Raw genomic sequence first — 22,011 nt, forward strand, 5'->3', positions numbered from 1 at the left:
TGTGCTCTCCTTATTTACCATAGTGGGTTAGAATATTTAAAGCTTCATCCCATTCATGTTCATCCACACGAATGAAATGTGTTTTTTCACGGCTTTCTAAAAATGAAACGCCTTTCCCCATTTTGGTGTCACAAATAATTACTCTTGGGTTCTTTCCTTTGTGATTTCTTGCATTATCAAATGCTTCTAGCAAATCCTCAACCTCATTACCATCAACTCTTTGGGTATACCAACCGAATGATTCCCAACGATCTACAATTGGTTCAAAAGCTAGAATGTCGCTAGAATGTCCATCTGCTTGTTGATTATTAACATCAATAATCGCAATTAAATTATCTAACTTCCAATGTGATGCAGACATCACTGCTTCCCATGTAGATCCTTCATTTAACTCACCATCTGACAATAAATTATAAACAAAAGCATTTGAGTTTTTCTGTTTTAAACCCAAACATGCTCCAACTGCAATTCCTAAACCATGACCTAAAGATCCACCTGTAATTTCCATACCAGGTGTATATGACGCCATTCCTGACATTGGTAATCGACTGTCGTCAGATCCGTATGTTTCTAACTCTTCCAAAGGAATAACTTTTGCTTCAATGAGGGCTGCATATAATGCAATCGCATAATGACCAATAGAAAGATAAAATCGGTCACGCCCTTCCCACTCTGGGTTCTCTGGCTGATATTTCATTGCGTGGAAATAAGAAACGGCAAGTAAATCTGCTGCACCTAGCGCTTGGCCTACGTACCCTTGACCTTGTACTTGCCCCATACGTAAAGCATGTTGACGAATATTGTAAGCACGTTGTTTTAATTCAGTAATTTGATGCAATCTATTAATTTTTAACATGATATTTTCTCTTATTAGCGATTAACAAGTTTTGCCGGAACACGTAGCACTAAGGTCGCACCGATCAGTAAAACTGCTGTAATTAAGAACATTCCAATAGCATTTGAGCCTGTATTTGTTGTAATCCAACCAATTAAGAATGGTGAACAAAATCCTGCGAGGTTAGCAAAACTATTAATACCTGCAATGCCTGCTGCGGCAGAAACACCACCTAAAAAATTAGTTGGTAACATCCAAAATAATGAAGATGCAGCAAGAACACCTGAAGCAGCTATGCATAAGAAGATGAGTGATAACGTTAAATTTGAGGCAAATAATGTTGCTAAAGTAAGTGCAGCAGCACCAGCACACATGGGTATAACTAAGTGCCAACGACGCTCTCTAAAATGATCTCCGCTGCGACCGGCCAATAGCATTACAACAATTGCACACATATAAGGTAAGCTTGTTAATAAGCCAATATGCCAATTATCACTAATACCTGAGTTTCGAACTAAAGTTGGAAGCCAGAACGTTATCGCGTATTGCCCCATTACGACACAGAAATAAATACATGCTAATAACCATAAGCGCTTATCTCGGATGAAATCTTTAATTCCGTTATGCCCTTCTTTTTGCTCATTATCTTGTGCAATTTCACGCTGGACTAAATTTTTCTCAGCACTTGTTAACCAATGTGCATCTTGAACAGAATCTTTTAATACAGCCAATACAAAGAAACCAACTATGACTGTAGGTAATGCCTCAAGTACAAACATCCATTGCCAACCATGCCATCCTTGAACATTATTCATTTGATCCATGATTAAACCTGATAATGGACCACCAATCATTCCTGAAATTGGAATTGCGATGAACCACAATACGGTCATACGGGCACGACGATAAGATGGAAACCAATATGTAAGATAAAGCAGTAAACCAGGCGCTAAACCAGCCTCAGCAACACCTAGTAAAAAACGTAAGGTATAAAATTGCCATTCTGTTTCTACAAAAGCGAAACAACCTGACAAAATACCCCATGTAATCATAATTCGAGCAATCCAACGGCGAGCTCCAACCTTATGAAGAACAATATTGCTAGGTACTTCAAATAAAAAATATCCTAAAAAGAAGATGCCGGCACCTAAACCATATACAGCTTCACTAAACTGTAAATCACTCATCATTTGAAGCTTGGCAAAACCAACATTTACTCGGTCTAAGTAAGCACAGAAATAACAAAGCATTAAAAATGGCATTAGCCTAAATGCAATTTTCCGATATGCAGATTTACGAATAGTATCTGTATCAGATGAAAGTATAGTATCCATTTAATGAGTCCCTTTATCTAAGACTACAATATCCTCTTGTAGTCTTAATTCTATTTATTATTCAATAATATAGTTTTTAATGAATAAGCATTCCGCCATTTACATCTAGTGTTATGCCGGTTAGATATGTTGATAAGTCACTCGCTAGAAATAATGCAGCATTTGCAACATCTTGAGCTTGACCTAAGCGACCTAATGGGATTCCTGCCAGAATGTCATGACGTCTATCATCATTCATTAATCCACTCGTAATATCTGTTTGAATAAGCCCCGGAGTAAGAGAATTCACACGAATATTATCGGAACCAAATTCTCGTGCCATAGCTTTCGCTAATCCCAAAACACCTGCTTTTGCAGCACTATAGTGTGGACCACCAAAAATACCGCCACCACGTTGTGCTGAAACTGAAGATAAACAAACAATACTTCCTCCTCCACTTTCCTTCATTGATGGGATAACTGCTTGAGACATTATGAGCGTGCCACGTAGACTTACATCTAAAATTCGGTCATAGTCATTTCTTTTAATATCAAGTGTTTTTACAGGCTGAGTTATACCTGCATTATTTACTAAGATATCAATTTTTCCATATTGCTGAAGAGCTTGATCAACTGCTGCATGTGCTTGCTCTTCATTTGCAACATTTGCAGCTAAGCCCAAATGCCCTTCACCTAGAGCTTTTGCAGCTTTTTGGCTTTGGATAATATCCAAATCGACAATAATAATTTTTGCACCTTGCTTCGCAAAAGTCTCGGCTGTTGCTCGACCAATACCGCGCTCTGATGCTGCACCTGTAATTAACGCTACCTTCCCTTGTAGTAACATTTTAACTTCCCCTAGAGTTACTTTATTTAGTTCATATCTAGACTCTCTTTTTATAAGACTTGGAGCAATAAAGTTGAATTCAACAAGGCATGAATTTTATTCATGTCTATGATATTTTGAATACAAATTTAATAGAAATATGGATATTTTTATGATTAATACTGAAAAAAATTACAATCAAGTCCCTTCAGTTAAAACATTACAAGCATTTGAACAAACAGCTCGTTTGGGTAATGTGGCAAAAGCTGCGGAAATTTTGAATCTTACACCATCGGCTGTTAGCCATCAGATTGCGAAATTAGAACAATTAATTGGGAAAAATCTGTTTATTCGTGGAGCGAGAGGTGTCACATTAACAACTTCTGGTGAGCGATATTTTCAAGATATTACTAATATTTTGCATAGTCTTACATTAGCTACAGAAAAAGCTGCCGAGAAAAGTCCAAAAGATAGTTTATATATTCATTCTTCTCCAAGTTTTGGATTACTTTGGCTACTTCCGCGACTGGAATCATTTAAAGAGAAATTTCCACTAATTCAAGTAAACTTATCTTGCTCTTATGAAACCCTTCATTTTACAAGAGATAAAATAGATATCGATATACGTCATGGAACTCCTAACTGGACAGGCGTTGAAATTAGAACCATTAGAAGTGAAAAATTGGAAGTTCTTGCCTCACCAAAACTACTTAAACGCAGTCCAGCAATTACACCAAAAGATTTATTGAAAAGTGAGTTAATTTTATCGAGATCAACATTAATAACTTGGCCTCAATGGTTTGCTCATCAAGGATTGAGTATTCCTGAGATTCCTTATGCTTTTAGTTTTGATCGTTCTTATATGTCATTAGAAGCAGCAACAAATGGATTAGGTTTTGTTCTTGAAAGTAATCTTCTTACACAAAATTATTTAGAAACTGGCAAGTTAGTAAAAGTATTTCCAGACGATTTATCTATCCCTATATCCGCACATCATTTAGTTTATCCTCGCACGCATGAGAATATTAATAAAGTGAATCATTTTTTACACTGGATTAATGATGAAATTAATAAACAGAGTGAATGAATAACTTCTACGGCCCATAACTCCTCGTCATTAAAAAAGCGAACCGAAGTTCGCTTTAAATTACATCAATTATTCAAATTAGAAGAAACCCATAGGCTTAGTAGAGTAACTTACTAATAGGTTTTTAGTTTGTTGATAATGATCGAGCATCATCTTATGGTTTTCACGACCAATACCTGATTTTTTATAGCCACCGAAAGCAGCATGCGCAGGATAAAGATGGTAACAGTTTGTCCATACTCGACCAGCTTCAATTGCACGACCCGCACGGTAAGACGTATGTGCAGAACGTGACCACACTCCTGCTCCTAAACCATAAATCGTATCATTGGCAATTTTAATTGCATCATCAAAGTCTTTAAACGTTGTTACCGCAAGTACTGGACCAAAAATTTCTTCTTGGAAAGTACGCATGTTATTTGTACCTTTTAAAATTGTTGGCTCAATATAGAAACCTTGACCAACATCATGTCGCTCATTACCACCTGTTAATAATTGTGCGCCTTCAGAACGTCCTGTCGCAATACAACCCAAAATTTTGTCTTGTTGTTCTTGCGATGCCTGTGCACCAATCATTGTTGTAGTATCTAATGGATGACCTGTTTTAATACGTTTAACACGCTCAACAGCCAATTCTAAGAACTGATCTGCAATGCTTTCTTGTACTAATGCACGAGATGGACAAGTACAAATTTCACCTTGGTTAAGGGCAAACATTGTAAAGCCTTCAAGCGCTTTTTCTAGGTAATCATCTTGTTGCGCCATTACATCTTCAAAGAAAATATTTGGTGATTTTCCACCTAATTCAAGTGTTACTGGAATAATATTTTCTGTCGCATATTGCATGATCTGCTGACCTACAGCAGTTGAACCTGTAAAGGCAACTTTTGCAATACGAGGGCTTGTTGCTAATGGACGACCAACTTCAACGCCATAACCATTTACAACGTTTAGAACCCCTTCAGGTAATAAATCTTGAATAAGTTCGACTAAAACTAAAATACTAACAGGCGTTTGTTCTGCGGGTTTAAGTACAATACAGTTACCTGCTGCAAGTGCTGGAGCAAGCTTCCAAGTCGCCATTAAAATTGGGAAGTTCCATGGAATAATTTGCCCAACAACACCTAAAGGCTCATGGAAATGGTACGCAATGGTATCTTCATCAATTTCAGAAATTCCACCTTCTTGCGCACGAATACAGCCTGCAAAATAGCGGAAATGATCAATTGCCAATGGAATATCGGCAGCAAGCGTTTCACGAATTGGCTTACCGTTGTCCCAAGTTTCAGCAACAGCAAGTAATTCTAAGTTTTCTTCTAAACGGTCTGCAATTTTTAAAAGTAAATTAGAACGAGTGGTTGGAGAAGATTTATTCCATTGAGCTTTAGCTTTATGTGCCGCATCAAGTGCGAGTTCAATATCTTCAACACTAGAACGTGGTACTTTAGTAAATACTTTTCCATCTACTGGAGAAATATTATCAAAATATTCTCCTTTTACAGGAGCTCGCCATTGTCCACCAATAAAGTTCTCATATTGGCTTTTAAAATTAACTTTTGAACCAGGTTGATTAGGGTCGATGTAGCGCATATGTATTTCCTTTACTTATTTACTATTATTAAGCCACTTCTACAGCTTTGGTATAAGGTACACTTTTACCTTATTTAATTAAGATAACATAGATAAGGTTGGAAAAAGGTTGGAGCTTTAAGCTCTATAAATTTTGTAATATCTACATAAAAATAATCATGAGAGTGGATGCGAATTAGAATTTTTTATGAGAACAAGGACAGATGACCAAACAAGAGTTAATACAAAAAAGACATAATATTGATCGATTAAGAGAAAACAATAGTTTATCTCCTAATCATGCTGAGCAACTGGAAGAAAGTATATTCAGTTCTTGGCAACGCTCATCTCATGCAAAAATTCCAAAAGATCGTTTGGCTGCACCACTAAAAGATGAAAAAGCTGATACATCTTCCTTAACCTTAACTCGTGCTTTGGAACATTGTGCTGAAAATTTAAAACATATTGCTGAGCAGTCTTCAATGGTTTTAGCTGTCGGCGATATTGGAAGTACTATTATTTGGTCTGCATCTAGTCCTCAAATGAGAAGTGCCGCAGAAAGTGTGCATTTTATTGAAGGTGGACAATGGCGTGAAGAATTAGTGGGTACAAATGCTTTAGCACTTAGTCTGAAAACACAACAATCGAGCTGTGTATTTTCTAGCGAACACTATATGCCTTCAATTCATGATTGGGTGTGTTATGCAGCCCCAATTATTGATCCCTATTCAAAACAAATTTTAGGTGTTATTGACCTTTCTACAACATGGCAAAAACACAATAGTTTAGCCCTACTAGCTGCTGAACGTTGTGCCACAATTATTCAATCTGCTTTATTGGAATATCAAAAACAAACGTTATTTATTCGAGCTTTTTCAGTTCCGCAGGTTCTTTTTAATGGTCGAGTTTTAGTTTTAACGCCACGTCAAATTGAAATTTTAACGATTTTGGCTTTATGTCCTCAAGGTCTAAGTTTAGATACTTTACATCAAGCATTATACGGCGAACGCAAAGTAAGTATGGGAACGTTAAAAGCTGAAATGTCTCAATTACGTGATGTACTTGGAGGTATGTTGGGTTCTAGACCCTATCGCCTATTGGCGCATGTAGAAGCAGATTTCTTACTTACAGAACAGTCTTTAGATGCAGGCTATGTCGATTCCGCTTTGAAGCTTTGTACAGGCGTGTTTCTTGCTAAAACCGAAAGTCCATTTTTGTGTGCTTGGCGAGATTGTTTAGAATCACGTTTAAGCGATGCAATTTTTAAAGCCAATGAAACTGATGTACTTTTAAAGCATGTCGCACATTTCCCAGAAGCAATTGATGCTGTAGAACGTTTAATTGAATTAATACCCAAAACACATCCTATTCATCATAAATATCTAAAATATAAAAATATTTAGAATATTGAAAATTCAGTATTTATTGTTTTTAGTTAAATGAATGAAAAAATGTAATTACTTAATTAAAGATGATATGTGCTCATAAATGTTATATTGCTTTAATGCAAAAGCCCTGCTTTACTCCAATCATCACAAAAAATAGTCTTCTTTATGACAATGAAATAAAACAGGACAAATGAAATATAAATTAAATACTAAGCAATTTCTTAATTAAAAAATCACATTGCATTTCTGAATATATCAACAACTTGTGCATGATTTGCTTTACGTGGATTTGTTAACATACACGCATCTTTTTGAGCATTTTCAGCCATAACAGCTAAATCTTCTTCTTTAACATTTAACTCTGCTAAACCTGACGGAATACCAATTGAAGATGAAAGCTGACGAATTGCACCAATTGCTTCATAAGCTGCTTCAGTTACAGTTAATCCTTCTGTGTTCACACCCATCAATTGAGCAATTTTCGCATAACGATCTGGGCAAGCAATTAAGTTAAATTCACAAACGTGCGGTAATAAAATGGCATTACAAACACCGTGCGGCAAATTGTAGAATCCACCAAGTTGATGTGCCATTGCATGAACATAACCTAAAGATGCATTATTAAATGCCATACCTGCAAGATATTGTGCATAGCTCATTGCATCACGTGCTTCAAGGTTATCGCCATTTGCTACTGCTGGACTAAGCCATTCGCTAATCATGGTAATTGCTTTTTCTGCACAAGCATCGGTAATTGGGTTTGCGGCGGTAGATACATAAGCTTCAATTGCATGGGTTAAAGCATCCATTCCTGTTGCAGCAGTTAAACCTGCAGGTTTCGCTAGCATCAGTTTAGGGTCATCAATTGCAATGAGTGGTGTACAGCGCCAATCTACAATTGCCATTTTCACATGCGTGTCTGTATTGGTAATAATACAAAAGCGTGTCATTTCAGATGCTGTACCTGCTGTAGTGTTTACGGCAATAAGCGGTGTCATCGGTACTTTACTTTTATCAATGCCTTCATAATCACGAATATGACCACCACCCGCAGTTACTAAGCCAATACCTTTAGCGCAGTCATGCGATGAACCACCACCTAAAGATACAATGAAATCACAACCATTTTGGTTATAAGCATCAACGCCTTTATGAACGTTAGTATCTGTTGGGTTAGGCTCTGCACCTGGGAAAATATGGCTTTCTACATTCGCTTCTGTTAAGTAGCCTGCAATAATATCTGCAACACCAAATTTAAATAAACCTGCATCAGTTACAATCAAAGCTTTCTTCGCACCTAAATCTTGAGCTTTGCGACCAATTTCTTTCGCACAACCAGGACCAAAAAGTGAAATACATGGAATGTAAAATCCATTCGTTTGATCTGCAATATTTTTAAAAGCCATGGTTCGATTCCTTCTACCATTCGTTATATTATCGGTGACCCTCACCGTAATTAGAGTATTCAATGAAGTAAAAGATAATCCTACCTACTAAAAACCTACCTTCTCTTAATCCATGTTTCTCAAGCATGCATCATTTCTAGAAAACTGCCTGTATGATGTGAACTATTCAGAATGATCTCGTTTTTAGCATGCACACTACATTTTCAGCTCATCCACAAATTAAAGTCGTAAATAGCTTCCTTGAACTTGTTACTACAAAATTTCAGGGCTTAAATAATGCCATATGTTGGCAGCGAGATTTATCTGGCGATTTTAAAGAAATTGCCTCTAAACTTTCTTTAGAAGAAAACATTACAGAAATTTCAATTGAAGATTTAATGGCTTTAAGCCTTTCTGAAAATGGAAATTTGGCTCGAAAAACAATTTTAAACGATATAGCGCTATTAACAGAATTTGGCGCTTCCCCTTCTTTAAATTTGCTTAAATGTTATGAACGCGATGATGAACTCGACTTTATTTCAACAGATGTTTATTCATTTCATGTAGATCGTTCGCCTATAGAAACAGATACTTTTTTATGTACATATCACGGCGCTGCAAGTGACATTGTATCTAATGATCAGGTTGAACAAAAAATTCTAATTCCTGAGATCAGAGAAAAATTAAAAGCGTTGCATGATGGCTCTGAAGCTGAATTTGATCAGTTTTTAGAAGAGTATTTTTTTGATTTACATTATGAGCCAAAACCTAATGCAAAACCTGTAAATTTAGGTTTAGGACATTTATGGCGTTTAGCGGTTGATCATCCAACACAAAGTGTTTTACCTTGCGTACATAGAGCGCCTAAAGAAAACGATGGTGAATATCGCTTGTTACTTATTTGCTAATTGAATATAAAACTGAGCAAATATTAGCGACTATTTATAAAGTAATAAAAAGCCCAAACTAAAATTTGGGCTTTTTATTAGAAAGATATTTATGCTTGAAAGTTTTTCACATCAATCACAAATCTATATTTCACATCACTTTTTAACATACGTTCATATGCATCATTAATACTATGCATATCAATCATCTCGATGTCTGAAACAATATTATGCTTTCCGCAGAAATCAAGTAGTTCTTGAGTTTCTGCAATCCCACCAATTAAAGAACCTGCAACAGATTTACGCCCCATAATTAATGGAACTGTATTGGTGCTAATTTCGCCTAAATATCCCACCAAAACAATTGTTCCATTTAAAGATAGCGTTGGAATATAAGGTTTTAAATCGTGGTTATAAGGTACGGTATCAATAATTAAATCAAATTGATTACGTACAGCTTTCATTTGGTTTTTATCTGTAGATAGCACAACATGATGCGCACCTAATATTTTAGCGTCTTTCTCTTTATCTGTAGAGCGCGTAAATAAAGTCACTTCGGCACCTAATGCATGCGCCAATTTAATTGCCATATGTCCTAAGCCACCTAAACCAACAACAGCAACTTTAGAGCCAGAGCCAATATTCCAATGACGTAATGGTGACCAAGTTGTAATACCTGCACATAATAATGGCGGAACAGCTTTCGTATCTAAATTTTCAGGAACTTTTAAAACAAACGCTTCGCTACATACAATTGTTTTTGAATAACCACCATACGTTGTACGACCATCATGTCGATCTACACTTACATAAGTTCCTGTATTACCTTCTTCGCAATATTGTTCTAAACCCGCATCACAAGATGAACAAGTACGGCAAGAATCGACCATACAGCCAATTCCAACTAAATCACCAACTTTAAATTTAGTGGCTTTTGCACCAACTTGTGTCACTCGACCTACAATTTCATGTCCAGGAACTATTGGGAACGTACTAAAACCCCAATCATTACGCGCTTGATGCAAATCTGAATGACAAACACCACAATACTCAATATCTATAACAACATCATCTTCACGTGGATCACGGCGTTCAAATGTATATGGTGCTAAAGGGCTAGAAGATGTTTGTGCTGCGTATCCTAATACTTGAATTGGCATAGTTAATCTCGGCAATATTGAATGTTATAAATTTGATGTAAATTATGAATGCTTTGCTTATATCAATATCACATGAAATGCGTATTTTGTTAGTTTATTGGTTAATAAAAATTTCAAGTGATATTTAAAGGAAAAATCCTTCTATCTTTCAAGTTTTTATAATTGGCTTATTTACGTTTGATTAAGCCCAAATTACAAGCATTGCAGCAAGTACAATCCCAAATAATCCCCAATGGTCTGTAGATTTTAATTTTTCTTTAAATAAATATACTGAAATAAGCAGACTAAATAGAATTTCAATTTGCCCCAGTGTTTTCACAAGTGCAACTGATTGCATACTCATGGCTGTAAACCATCCTAAAGAAGCAATGCAGCTACACAAACTGATTTTTAATACGAGTCCTACCCGCTCCCACATTGCCCATAAGGTTTTAGGTTTAAATATGACTAAGAAAAAAAGTAACACAGCACATTGAATACCAATTACCGTAAATAAAACCCAAGCTGCGCGGTGTAAAACAGGCAACATATCGAGTTCTAAACTAGCTTCTCTTACCAATAAGGATGTAATGGCAAAACACAAACCACTTCCTGTACCAATAAGTAATGTATTCCAAGAAAATTTAGTTCCTTGAATACCGCCTTTACTTAACAAAAAGATGGCGAATGCACCTAAAAACACACCCAACCAGGCAAATAAACTTAGATATTCCCCAAATAAAGTCACACCAATAATTGCTGCAAGAATAGCTTCACTTTTTGCTAAACCAACACCAATGGCATAATTCTTTTGGCGAAACAATTGCACCATTAAAATAGTTGCCAATATTTGGCTGATTGCGGCAATAAAAACATAAATCCAAAAATTTGTATGAAAACTAACATGAGTGGTAATAGGCTGTTGTACGTATAAGAATTTTAGATATAAACCAGCTAAAGGAAATGCAAAAATAAAACGTGCAAGTGTTACACCATAGCTATCTACAGTTGTACTGAGCTGCTTTTGAAAAGCATTACGCCATGCCTGCATAAATGCAGCCATTAAGGTGAAAAGTATCCAACTTATAGCCATAAAAGATGTAAATTTCCTATTGAGTTGGAATATAAATAAACACGCAATTTGTCTAAATTTAATTCAAAAATAATGGTACTTATTTCACTAAAATATCGTGAAGCATTTTACGTAACCATTGATGACTGGTTTTATGATGACACGACATATGCCAATACTGTTTTACAGCATAGGTTGGAAATGAAATGGGTGCATTGAAAATTTGCAAATTACCACGTGACAACAATACTTCACTTAAATAATAAGGCACTGTCGCAATTGCATCGGTTTCTTGTACCACCAACCCTACACCTAAGTAACTTGGTAAACGCATTAAAATATTACGTTTTAAATCTAAGTTTAATAGCTCATTTTCAATATGGTAATGACCAATTCCTGCATCAATATCAATATGAGACTCTTTTAAATATTGCTCTGTTGTAATGTTTACATCGTTTAGTCTTGGATGGTTTTTTGAAGCGATCACCACATAATATTGTTCAAAGAGTTTTTGCTGATAAAAACCATTTTCCAAATGTGGTAAAAAACCAAGTGCCAAATCAATTTCACCATTCGCCATTTGATAGGTTGTTTCAGTGGTAATTTGACGTACATTCAAGCGAATATTAGGTGCATGTGTTTTTAAATATTGAGAGATTTTAGGTAACAAAACTAAATGCGATACATCGGTCATTGCCAAAGTAAATTGCTGTTGAGATGTTGCTTGATCAAATGCGACGTTAAAATTATTAATGGTTTCAACTTTGTTCAGCGCTTCACTAATGAGTGGAAATAATTGCTTCGAAAGTTCTGTTGGCACCATTTCATTGCCAATACGTAAAAATAAAGGATCGTTATAGTGTTGACGCACACGGTTTAAGATATTACTTACCGTAGGTTGATTCATACCTAAATGCTCGGCTGCAACAGATACACTCTTATACTTATAAATATATAAAAATACATTGAGTACTTTGCAATCGAGTTCGAACACTTAACTTATTTCCTTTTTATGTAAATACAGCTTTCTATCATCTGCTTTTAAGTGAGATTTTCAATATTAAAAATCTACAAATTAATTTTTATTTTAAACTTATGCATATAAAAAAGTAAGAACCTATACCTGATAAGTTCTTACTTAGAGTTAAAACTACTTATTTATACAATTAATCGGCTGAAATATCTTCAAAAAGTACAGATGATAAATAACGCTCACCTGCATCTGGAAGTACAACGACAATTGTTTTTCCTGCATTTTCAGGGCGCGCTGCAAGTTTTGAAGCTGCTGCTAAAGCTGCACCACTTGAAATACCGACAAACAAACCTTCTTGTGTTGCAGATTTACGCGCAAACTCAATTGCTTCGGCACTTTCAATCGCAATAACTTCATCAACCAAATCTAAATCTAGGTTTTTAGGAATAAAGTTTGCACCAATACCCTGAATTTTATGTGGACCAGGTGTTAAATCCTGTCCTTTTTTCGCTTGACCAATAATTGGCGATTCAGCAGGTTCAACAGCAACTGAATAAATTGCCTGACCTTTTACTTTTTCAAAGTAACGTGAAATACCTGTAATTGTTCCGCCTGTGCCTACGCCTGCAACAAGAATATCTACTTTACCTTGTGTTGCAGCCCAAATTTCAGGACCTGTTGTATCTTCATGAATTTTCGGGTTTGCTGGGTTGGCAAACTGTTGAGGCAAGAAATAAAGTTCTGGGTTTTCAGCAACAAGACGCTCCGCTTCTTCTACAGCGCCTTTCATACCTTTAGCAGGCTCAGTTAAAACTAAGTTTGCACCTAAAGCTTTTAATACTTTACGGCGCTCAATACTCATACTTGCAGGCATTGTAAGTGTAATATCATAGCCTTTAGCAGCAGCAACAAAAGCTAAAGCAATACCTGTATTACCACTTGTAGGTTCTACAATATGCATACCTGCTTTTAGTACACCACGTTTTTCAGCATCTGCAATAAGCGCAGCACCAATACGGTCTTTTACCGAAAATGCAGGATTACGACTTTCTACTTTTGCTAAAACTGTTGCGCCATTTGTTAAGCGATTAATACGAATTAAAGGCGTATTACCAATTGCTTCTGCGTTATTGCTATAAACTGCAATTCCAAGATTTTCTGGAGTTTTGAATGCTGTATCAGTTGTCATTTCAATTCCTATATCATTATTCAATCTATAATATGAAATTATCATACATCTTTATGAATATAGAAGCGCAAAATTTATTTCATATCTGTTACAAGAAAATGTGATTAACTATCAACTAAATATGAATAAGAATTCAGTTTTTTATGCGATTAAAATTGAAAAATAGCTGTAAAAACCTAATATAAGGTTTAACTTATGTCGTTATATCTAGATGATAATTCAATAAGCATCTTCGACAGCAATCATATTTAGGGAAAAGAATGTCTAATACTCGCTATAGCAAGATTTATCGTAATCTAACCAAGAAAATTTTAGATAAAATTGTGACGCCTCAAGTATTAGGTAATACAGCAGAACTTGAGCAGAATTTTGCTCAAAATTTAGATAAAACAAAAATCTGTTATGTCATTGAAGATCCATCTGTAAGTAATACGGTACTCATAGATAAAGAAGCTTTAGAGCGTGGTTTGCCTTCTGTATATACCAATTTGAATATTGCTCATTTAAATGAAGCAGATTCTTTATTGGCTTTAAATGAAGTAGAACAAAAAAATGAAAGTTATCATTATTCTTCAAAACTTATACGCTTAATTGAAACATTAGAAAAAAATACAGAATACGATATTCAGCTTGTACCTGTGACTGTACTCTGGGGACGTGCGCCTGAATATGAAAATTCATGGTTTAAAGCGCTTTTTGCAGATGCTTGGGCTAAACCCAATAAACTCAAACAAACAATTAATATCTCTTTATATGGTCGTGACAACTACATTGAGTTTCATAAGCCTCTTTCATTACGTGAACTTATTGAAAAAGCAAAAACTGAACATCCAAACTTCTCTCCTGCTCATTTAATTGTTCAAGAACTCGATGAAAGTTTTCATAAACACAAAGAAGCAATTTTAGGTCCCGATTTATCTGATCGTCGTAACTTAATTAATAAGTTAATGAAAACTGAGGCTGTGCAAACCGCTATTCGTAAAGAAAGTATCGACAAAAAAGTGAGTATGTTTGAAGCAGAAAATCGTGCTAAAGGTTATTTAACCGAAATTGTTTCAGATTTTTCATATTCAACGCTTCGTTTTGCGGAACTTGCTTTAACAAAACTTTGGACACAACTTTACGATGGTATTGAAGTTCATAATTTTGATACGGTACGAGAACTCGCAAAAGATTATGAAATTGTCTATACACCATGTCACCGTAGTCATATCGACTATTTATTACTGTCTTATGTGATATTTAATCGTGGACTCATGGTTCCGCATATCGCTGCGGGAATTAATTTGAATTTACCTATTGTTGGTCAAATCATGCGTGGCGCAGGTGCATATTTTATTCGCCGTACTTTTAGCGGTAATGCCCTTTATTCTTCAGTGTTTAAAGAGTATTTGCATAGCCTTTTATTAAGAAATACGCCACTAGAATACTTTATTGAAGGTGGACGCTCACGTACAGGCTTATTGCTCCCACCTAAAAAAGGGATGTTGGCGATGACGATTGAAAGTCATTTACGTGGTTCAACAAAGCCTATTGCTTTTATTCCAACTTATTTTGGTTATGAAAAGCTCATGGAAGGCACATCTTATTTAAATGAGTTGAATGGTAAACCTAAAGAAGCCGAATCTTTGTGGGGGATTTTAAACTCCGCACGTAAAATTGAAAAAGTTTTTGGTCAAGTGTATGTAAACTTTGGCGAGCCAATCTTTTTAAATAATGTGTTAAAGGACAATCGCGCAGAAAATATAAGCTTAAAACTGAATGATGAATTACCTGAAGCTGTCACCAAAACAGTCAATCAAACAGCAAATGAAATTTTAGAGAATATTAATAAGGCTGTAGTGATTAACCCGATTTCTATTATTTCGCTCATTTTATTGAATACTAAAAATCACACGCTTCCTCAAGAAAATTTAATTCAACAAATTCGTGTTTTCAAAGATTTACTAAAATCGTTGAAATATGATGAACGTATGATTGTTACAGATTTATCTGATCTCGAAATTATTGAATATGCGCATAAATTGAAGCAAGTTGAACTTTATACAGAAAATGAAGAATTATTTGTTCGTGTAGTAGAAAGTCAGAAAGTACTATTGAGTTATTTTAGTAATAATATTCTGCACTGTTTTATTCTGCCATCAATTATTTGCTCTCTCATACAATCTAATGCTGCAACTTCAATTACGGCGTTAAAACAGCGTGTGAATCAGCTTTATCCTTTCTTTAAAGAAGAATTCTTTCTGAAGTGGAATACAGATGAATTAGATACTGAAATTGATAAAATACTGAATGAATTATCAATATTAAGTGCGATCAATATTCAAAATAATAAAATTTATCTTAATGAGAGCGATAGTCATAATACTGTAATGACATTGACAGTACTATCAGAGTTAAGCTTAAATAATATGGTGCTTATTTCTCAGCTTATTCCAAGATTTAGTTCAAAAATAGAGCTTGATTTTAAAACTTTGGAAAAACTTGCAAAAGCAACGCTTAAAAATCTTTCTGTGCAAGAAGGTTTTCGTTCAGGATATTACTTTGACAGTGCTACTTTACGAAGTTTTATAACAGCATTAACGCAAAATGAGCTTCTTGCTTCAAGTCATCCTGTTATTCACCCTATTTCCAATTTTGAAATGCAAATTTTAGATTATTTTTCTTGGTATAAACCACAGTTAATTGAGCTTATTTATGCCTCTAGTCAGTTCACTGAAAAAGAGTTAAAATAATTTAAAGATGCAAGTAAAAAATAGTTTTTCATATATTATTATTTAGTTAAGTTAAATTAATTTATCATATATGCTTATAAATAAAATTGGTAAGCATATAATAATTACCCATGAATAATACGACTAAATGCGCATGAATAAAGGGTTCTAGCATCATATACTAAGGCTCTTTTCTCATGGGGAGTAGTAATGAACAGCGGCTTTCAGATTCATTCTATACAGAATTCTTCCGAGCGTTTAGTTGGTGTTTTAAAATCAATTGCGAATACGGATCGACTTCTAATTTTATGTCATGTTGCAAAAGCAGAACTCAATGTTTCTCAAATTGAAAATCTGACGAAAATTAGCCAGCCCACACTTTCTCAACAGCTTATGGTGTTGAGAAAAAGTAATATGGTGCAAACACGTAGAGATGGAAAGCAAATTTTTTACAGTATCAAAGATCCTAAAATCTTAGAGGTTCTTCGAGTCTTACAAACCTTATATTGTTCTTAAGTTGTTCATACTATTAAATTAAAAAAAGCTAAGATAATCTCACAAGATTTCTTAGCTTTTTTTATGCATAATATATATCAAATTATGATTTAAAGATTTTTATGCCAAATAGCAAGTCAACGCTTCTTGAGAAAATTCCAGCTTGGTCATGGCTACGTCATTACAATCAAGATGCGTTTAAGTCTGATTTGTTGTCTTCCTTTATTGTAATTGCAATGTTAGTACCTCAGGGAATGGCATACGCTATGGTTGCTGGTTTACCACCAGTTATGGGGCTATATGCGAGTATTGTCCCTATGATCATTTATGCAATGGTCGGTAGTAGCCCAACTCTCTCTATAGGACCTGTGGCAATTATCTCAATGATGACTTTTGCCACCCTCAATCCGCTATTTGAAATTGGTTCACCGGTTTATATTCAAGCAGCTTGCTTACTTGCACTGCTTGTTGGCATTATTTCTTTGTTTTTAGGAATATTCAGATTTGGCTTTTTAATCCAGCTAATTAGCCATCCTGTTATTAAGAGTTTCATTATTGCATCAGCACTTTTAATTGCTTTGGGGCAACTCAAATTTTTATTTAATGTTCCTTTAAACGCAAATAATGTTCCTGAGTTTCTAACAAGCCTATTTGAATATTTTTCTTATATTCATATGCAAAGTCTTTTCTTTGGGCTAAGTGCAATTTTATTCTTAATTTTTGTTCCTAAGGTTTTTAGCCATCCAACTGTTCGTGGCTTACTCAATGCATCCGTTTTCTTATCTCGTGCAGTTCCACTATTTTTAGTGGTCGTATCCATTGCTTTGGTTTATTTTTTAAATCTACAAAATTATGGCATTAAAACCGTCGGTATTATTCCATCGGGCTTTCCCCCTTTAAGCATCCCTTTTTGGACTTGGGATTTAGTGATTCAACTCCTTCCAGGTGCAGCTATGATTGCAATGATTAGTTTTGTTGAATCTTTATCTATTGCTCAAGCCACAGCATTACAACAACGTAGTCAACTGAATAGTAATCAAGAACTCATTGCATTAGGTTTAGCCAATATTGGTGCAGGAGTAACTTCTGCATTTCCTGTAACAGGCAGTTTATCTCGTACAGTCGTTAATGCAGATGCAGGAGCGAAAACACCACTTGCAGGAGTTTTCTCTTCATTATTCATTGTGGTTGTTAGTTTATATTTCACAGGATTTTTTAGCGATTTACCTTTAGCTGTACTTGCTGCAACAATTATTGTATCTATTTGGAAGCTTGTAGAATTCAAACCATTTTTTGAAACATGGCAATATTCAAAAGCTGATGGTATTGCAATGTGGGTCACTTTCTTTGGTGTGATCTGTATTGATATTTCTACAGGGTTAATTATTGGTATTGTTTCAACATTTATTCTAATGCTTTGGCGTATTAGTCGCCCTCACATTGCTGTTATTGGCTTAATTGAAGGCACGCATCATTTTCGTAATATTCAAAGATACGATGTAGTGACCAATCCTCACATTTTATCTATTCGTGTAGATGAAAATCTGACCTTCTTAAATGCAAATGCATTAAAAGGCTTTCTCATTAACGAAGTGAGTCAAAATCATAATCTAAAGCATGTTGTTTTAAATTGCTCAAGTATTAGTGGTATCGACTTAAGTTCTTTAGAAATGCTTGAAGATTTAAATTTAGAATTGGCTAAACTTAACATCTGTTTAAACCTATCCGAAATCAAAGGACCTGTTATGGATAAATTGCAAAATTCAAAATTATTAGCACATTTAAAAGGACGAGTTTTTCTTACTCACTACGAAGCCACACAAGTGCTTTCCAAAGATGTGAATATCGAGTAGATTATTGCTCACAAAAACCACTAAATTAATAGATTTAGTACAAATACTGGTGTTATATTTTTTAAAATATAATGTAAAACAATAAAATTTGACTGTAAAAATAATGGCTTATTTTTATATTGAAATTATTTTTTTAGCTATATCAATTTTCAGTATAAAATATGCAACTAATTTTATATATGTCCTCGTAGTTTCTGACAAGGCTCTCCTATGTTTTCTGCTTTTACGCGATTAAGTTTAGTCCAACGAATTATTATTGCCATCATTCTTGGTGTTGCAGTTGCCATCGTTTTCCCTAACGCAGCTCCTTATTTAAGTCTACTTGGTGATTTATTCATTAAAGCGCTTAAGTCTGTTGCACCTATTCTAGTTTTCGTTTTAGTTTTAGCTTCTATTGCTAATTTTAAAATTGGAAGTAGTAATGCTTACATCAAACCAATTATGGTGATGTATGCGGTAGGCATGTTCTTAGCAGCTTTAAGTGCTGTTATCGTAAGTATGGTTTTCCCAAGTGAACTATTCTTAAAAGTTGCACAAACAGACATGACACCTCCGGGTAGCCTGGCTGAAATTTTAAAGAATTTACTTTTAAGCTTTGTTGCAAACCCTGTAACAGCAATTAGTGAAGCCAACTTTATTGGTATTTTAGCTTGGGCTGTCGCACTTGGTATTGCATTTAGACATGCATCAGACACAACTAAATCATTCCTTACAGATGCAGCGGATGCGGTAAACCGTGTTATTCGTTTAGTGATTGCATTTGCACCTGTAGGTATTTTCGGTTTGGTTGCTGTTACCTTTGCAGATTCTGGCTTAAAAACACTCGCAAGCTATGCACACCTTCTTACTGTATTAATAGGCACAATGTTCTTTGTAGCATTAGTTATTAACCCTATTATGGTTGCAGTAATGACACGCTCTAATCCATATCCATTGGTTTTCCAATGTTTACGTGAAAGTGGTATTACAGCCTTCTTTACGCGTAGCTCTGCAGCAAACATTCCTGTGAACTTAGATTTGGCAAAACGTTTAGGTGTACCAGAATCTACTGCAAGTGTTGCAATTCCACTTGGTGCTGCAATTAACATGGCTGGTGCTTCTGTAACGATTACAGTTTTAACGCTAGCAACTGTTCATACATTAGGTATTCATGTTGATTTCACTACAATGTTAATTTTATCTGTAGTAGCAACGGTTTCTGCATGTGGTGCTTCGGGTGTTGCAGGTGGATCTTTACTACTTATTCCAGTTGCTTGTGGCTTATTTGGTATTAGTTCAGATATCGCGATGCAAGTTGTTGCTGTAGGTATGGTCATTAGTGTTTTACAAGACTCAACAGAAACAGCATTAAACTCTTCGACTGACGTATTATTTACAGCAGCCGTTGATCGTGGTTTAAGATAAGTTATTAAAATTATTAACTTAGTATAGAAAGCTATGCCACTTCAAACTTTGCCATATTGGCTTCAATTTGGGACTTTTTTTCTTGCGATAAATGCAGGAATTGTGAATGTACTTGGTCTTGTGACCGTACTTCATCAATCTGTTTCACATATGACGGGAAATGTCAGTGTATTTGCACTGGCATTACTCGATTGGAATTTGGCACAGCTTCTCTATTTATTTCTTATTGTTGTCTGTTATGTAATAGGCTCATTCTATAGTGGGTTTATTCTAGGAAATAGTCACTTTAGCTTAGGCCGCCGTTATGGTTTCCCCTTAAGCTTAGTGGCTTTTTTTATTTTTTTCTGTTGGGCATTTTTACCCTATTTCCCTCGCTATGCATTACTTTGGGCAAGTGCTGCAATGGGTGTACAAAATGCAATGATCAGCCACTATAAAGGCACAATCATTCGTACAACGCATTTATCTGGTGTGCTTACAGATTTAGGTCTAGCATTGGGTTACTGCTTACGTGGCTTAGATGTAGATATGAGACGTGTTTTATTACACTTACTCATATTCTTTGGTTTTTTAATTGGTGGGATTCTTGCGGCAGCCATTTATCCACGATTACAATTGAACTCATTTCTTGTCCCTGCAAGTTTAAGTCTTATCTTAAGCTTTATTTACTGGGGCGTTTATCTTGGTTATCGACACAAAATATAGGTTCTTAATTTCATATGGTTAAAAATGCACTCCAAGCTCAGTTACTTAAAGCGGGTTTAGTCGATAATAAAAAAGCGAAAAAACTATCTAAACAAGCCGTACATGAAAAACGCACTGGCGATAGTAACGATGCTGAAATTAAAGCTAAAATTGAGCAAGATAAACAAGCGAAACTTGCTAAAGATCAAGCAATTGAACTAGAGAAAAAAGCAGCACTGCAAGAGAAAGAGTTATATGCTGCAATTGTACAAATGATTAATCAACATAAGATCCGTGATACAGATGGTGATGTGTCATACCAATTTATTGATGAATCTAAAATTAAAAAAGTTTATATCAATCAGCAAATTTATAATGCCCTAGTTTCTGGTAGCCTTGTTATCGCTAAAGATGGCGAAAGCTATGCTTTCTTACCCAAAGCACTCGCTGAACGGATCAATAGTAAGTTAGAGGGTTTTATTATTGTTAATAATTCAGAGAAAAATGAAGCTATTACAGATGAAGAAGACCCTTATGCTGCTTATGTCATTCCAGATGATTTGATGTGGTAATTATTTGCATAATGTATAAGAAAGCCCCTATTTTTTTAGGGGCTTTCTTATTTACTCCCATGGAATGGAGAAACCAACAGTTCCAGGGCCTTTGGGTTTATTCTGCATTTTCAATATATCAATTTCTTTTTGATATTCTTTGTTGCTAATTCGTCCTTGATCGCGCGCGTTTTTAAGTGCATCAACTCTTTGCATATTAATATGATTATTCAATTCTGAATAATTACGTTGATTAAACAAGTATTGTGACCTGTCGTGTTCACTCATGTTAACCGTTGCTGAAGTGTCCCAATTTGGTTTTGGTAAGGGCTCTTCATTTTTCTTTGCCAATTCAAAAAAGTCGACTTTGTTTGAATTATCTGCAATATCACTGACTGCATCACGACCATCTTGTTGAATAAATAACTTACTCTTTACATTCGTGTCAGCATAAACAGAACATGCAACAACAAAAGTGCTTACCGTTAGGAACGAAATTATTTTTTTCATAAATGTCTCGAATTAGTACTAAAAAACATAATTTTTATTACTAATTATTTTAAATAATTTTTATATTATTATTGTTGCATTCATGTGTACAAAATAAATATCACATGATGTTGTAATATCCATCACACAATCTTAGA

General features: G+C 35.1%; 19 protein-coding genes. 9 read left to right on the plus strand and 10 right to left on the minus strand.

The features are described 5' to 3' along the window. Positions 1–10: 10 nt before the first annotated feature. From SKM54_RS04230 to SKM54_RS04240, 3 genes are all read right to left on the minus strand, one after another. Complete coding sequence (locus SKM54_RS04230; RefSeq protein ID WP_321087255.1) at positions 11–856, minus strand: transketolase; 846 nt, start codon at positions 854–856, stop codon at positions 11–13. 14 nt (positions 857–870) lie between these two features. After that, complete coding sequence (locus SKM54_RS04235; protein ID WP_248101010.1) at positions 871–2,169, minus strand: MFS transporter; 1,299 nt, start codon at positions 2,167–2,169, stop codon at positions 871–873. 76 nt (positions 2,170–2,245) lie between these two features. Continuing rightward, positions 2,246–2,995, minus strand: coding sequence for an SDR family NAD(P)-dependent oxidoreductase (locus SKM54_RS04240; protein WP_321094315.1), 750 nt, complete (start codon positions 2,993–2,995; stop codon positions 2,246–2,248). A gap of 151 nt (positions 2,996–3,146) precedes the next feature. Between SKM54_RS04240 and SKM54_RS04245 the strand changes: the two genes are divergently transcribed. Next, positions 3,147–4,061, plus strand: coding sequence for a LysR substrate-binding domain-containing protein (locus SKM54_RS04245; RefSeq protein WP_321094318.1), 915 nt, complete (start codon positions 3,147–3,149; stop codon positions 4,059–4,061). A 78-nt stretch (positions 4,062–4,139) separates the two neighbouring features. On the opposite strand, the gene exaC is transcribed toward SKM54_RS04245, so the two are convergent. Continuing rightward, on the minus strand, positions 4,140–5,651 hold the full coding sequence (gene exaC, locus SKM54_RS04250) for an acetaldehyde dehydrogenase ExaC (RefSeq protein ID WP_321087263.1): 1,512 nt from the start codon (positions 5,649–5,651) through the stop codon (positions 4,140–4,142). Between the two features lie 203 nt (positions 5,652–5,854). Between exaC and SKM54_RS04255 the strand changes: the two genes are divergently transcribed. After that, positions 5,855–7,033: a transcriptional regulator gene (locus SKM54_RS04255; RefSeq protein WP_321089815.1), complete on the plus strand. Its 1,179-nt coding sequence runs from the start codon at positions 5,855–5,857 to the stop codon at positions 7,031–7,033. Between the two features lie 218 nt (positions 7,034–7,251). Here SKM54_RS04255 and mdh read toward each other — a convergent pair whose 3' ends face one another. Then, positions 7,252–8,424 carry an iron-dependent methanol dehydrogenase gene (mdh, locus tag SKM54_RS04260; protein ID WP_248101026.1) on the minus strand — a complete coding sequence of 391 codons (1,173 nt, stop codon included), beginning with the start codon at positions 8,422–8,424 and terminating at the stop codon, positions 7,252–7,254. A gap of 188 nt (positions 8,425–8,612) precedes the next feature. On the opposite strand from mdh, the gene SKM54_RS04265 reads away from it, so the two are divergent. Then, complete coding sequence (locus SKM54_RS04265) at positions 8,613–9,311, plus strand: DUF1826 domain-containing protein (RefSeq protein WP_321094320.1); 699 nt, start codon at positions 8,613–8,615, stop codon at positions 9,309–9,311. Positions 9,312–9,400: 89 nt separating this feature from the next. Here the strand turns inward: SKM54_RS04265 and SKM54_RS04270 are convergent, their stop codons facing one another. The 4 genes from SKM54_RS04270 to cysK form a co-directional block, all read right to left on the minus strand. After that, complete coding sequence (locus tag SKM54_RS04270) at positions 9,401–10,450, minus strand: NAD(P)-dependent alcohol dehydrogenase (protein ID WP_321094324.1); 1,050 nt, start codon at positions 10,448–10,450, stop codon at positions 9,401–9,403. 181 nt (positions 10,451–10,631) lie between these two features. After that, complete coding sequence (locus SKM54_RS04275; protein WP_248101035.1) at positions 10,632–11,522, minus strand: DMT family transporter; 891 nt, start codon at positions 11,520–11,522, stop codon at positions 10,632–10,634. Between the two features lie 79 nt (positions 11,523–11,601). Continuing rightward, positions 11,602–12,495 carry a LysR family transcriptional regulator gene (locus SKM54_RS04280; RefSeq protein WP_171501159.1) on the minus strand — a complete coding sequence of 298 codons (894 nt, stop codon included), beginning with the start codon at positions 12,493–12,495 and terminating at the stop codon, positions 11,602–11,604. A 172-nt stretch (positions 12,496–12,667) separates the two neighbouring features. Next, positions 12,668–13,663 (minus strand): cysteine synthase A, encoded by a 996-nt coding sequence (cysK, locus tag SKM54_RS04285; protein ID WP_321094328.1) that lies wholly within the window; start codon positions 13,661–13,663, stop codon positions 12,668–12,670. Between the two features lie 260 nt (positions 13,664–13,923). Between cysK and plsB the strand changes: the two genes are divergently transcribed. The 6 genes from plsB to SKM54_RS04315 all read left to right on the plus strand — a co-directional run bounded on the left by plsB (position 13,924) and on the right by SKM54_RS04315 (position 21,385). Further along, positions 13,924–16,398, plus strand: a complete 2,475-nt coding sequence (gene plsB / locus SKM54_RS04290) for a glycerol-3-phosphate 1-O-acyltransferase PlsB (protein WP_321094331.1) — start codon at positions 13,924–13,926, stop codon at positions 16,396–16,398. Between the two features lie 189 nt (positions 16,399–16,587). Beyond that, positions 16,588–16,893, plus strand: a complete 306-nt coding sequence (locus SKM54_RS04295) for an ArsR/SmtB family transcription factor (protein WP_154771673.1) — start codon at positions 16,588–16,590, stop codon at positions 16,891–16,893. A 101-nt stretch (positions 16,894–16,994) separates the two neighbouring features. Next, positions 16,995–18,725 (plus strand): SulP family inorganic anion transporter, encoded by a 1,731-nt coding sequence (locus SKM54_RS04300; protein WP_321094336.1) that lies wholly within the window; start codon positions 16,995–16,997, stop codon positions 18,723–18,725. A gap of 210 nt (positions 18,726–18,935) precedes the next feature. Continuing rightward, positions 18,936–20,129: a serine/threonine transporter SstT gene (sstT, locus tag SKM54_RS04305; RefSeq protein ID WP_321089808.1), complete on the plus strand. Its 1,194-nt coding sequence runs from the start codon at positions 18,936–18,938 to the stop codon at positions 20,127–20,129. A gap of 33 nt (positions 20,130–20,162) precedes the next feature. Continuing rightward, the gene (locus tag SKM54_RS04310) at positions 20,163–20,834 is read left to right on the plus strand and encodes a YoaK family protein (RefSeq protein ID WP_321087288.1); all 672 of its coding nucleotides are present in this window, start codon (positions 20,163–20,165) and stop codon (positions 20,832–20,834) included. A gap of 14 nt (positions 20,835–20,848) precedes the next feature. Then, positions 20,849–21,385, plus strand: a complete 537-nt coding sequence (locus SKM54_RS04315) for a DUF2058 domain-containing protein (RefSeq protein ID WP_321087289.1) — start codon at positions 20,849–20,851, stop codon at positions 21,383–21,385. Positions 21,386–21,436: 51 nt separating this feature from the next. Here SKM54_RS04315 and SKM54_RS04320 read toward each other — a convergent pair whose 3' ends face one another. Further along, positions 21,437–21,874 (minus strand): hypothetical protein, encoded by a 438-nt coding sequence (locus SKM54_RS04320; protein WP_321087290.1) that lies wholly within the window; start codon positions 21,872–21,874, stop codon positions 21,437–21,439. Between the last annotated feature and the right edge of the window lie 137 nt (positions 21,875–22,011).

Source organism: Acinetobacter faecalis, from assembly GCF_034187745.1.
Classification (GTDB): Bacteria; Pseudomonadota; Gammaproteobacteria; order Pseudomonadales; family Moraxellaceae; genus Acinetobacter; species Acinetobacter faecalis.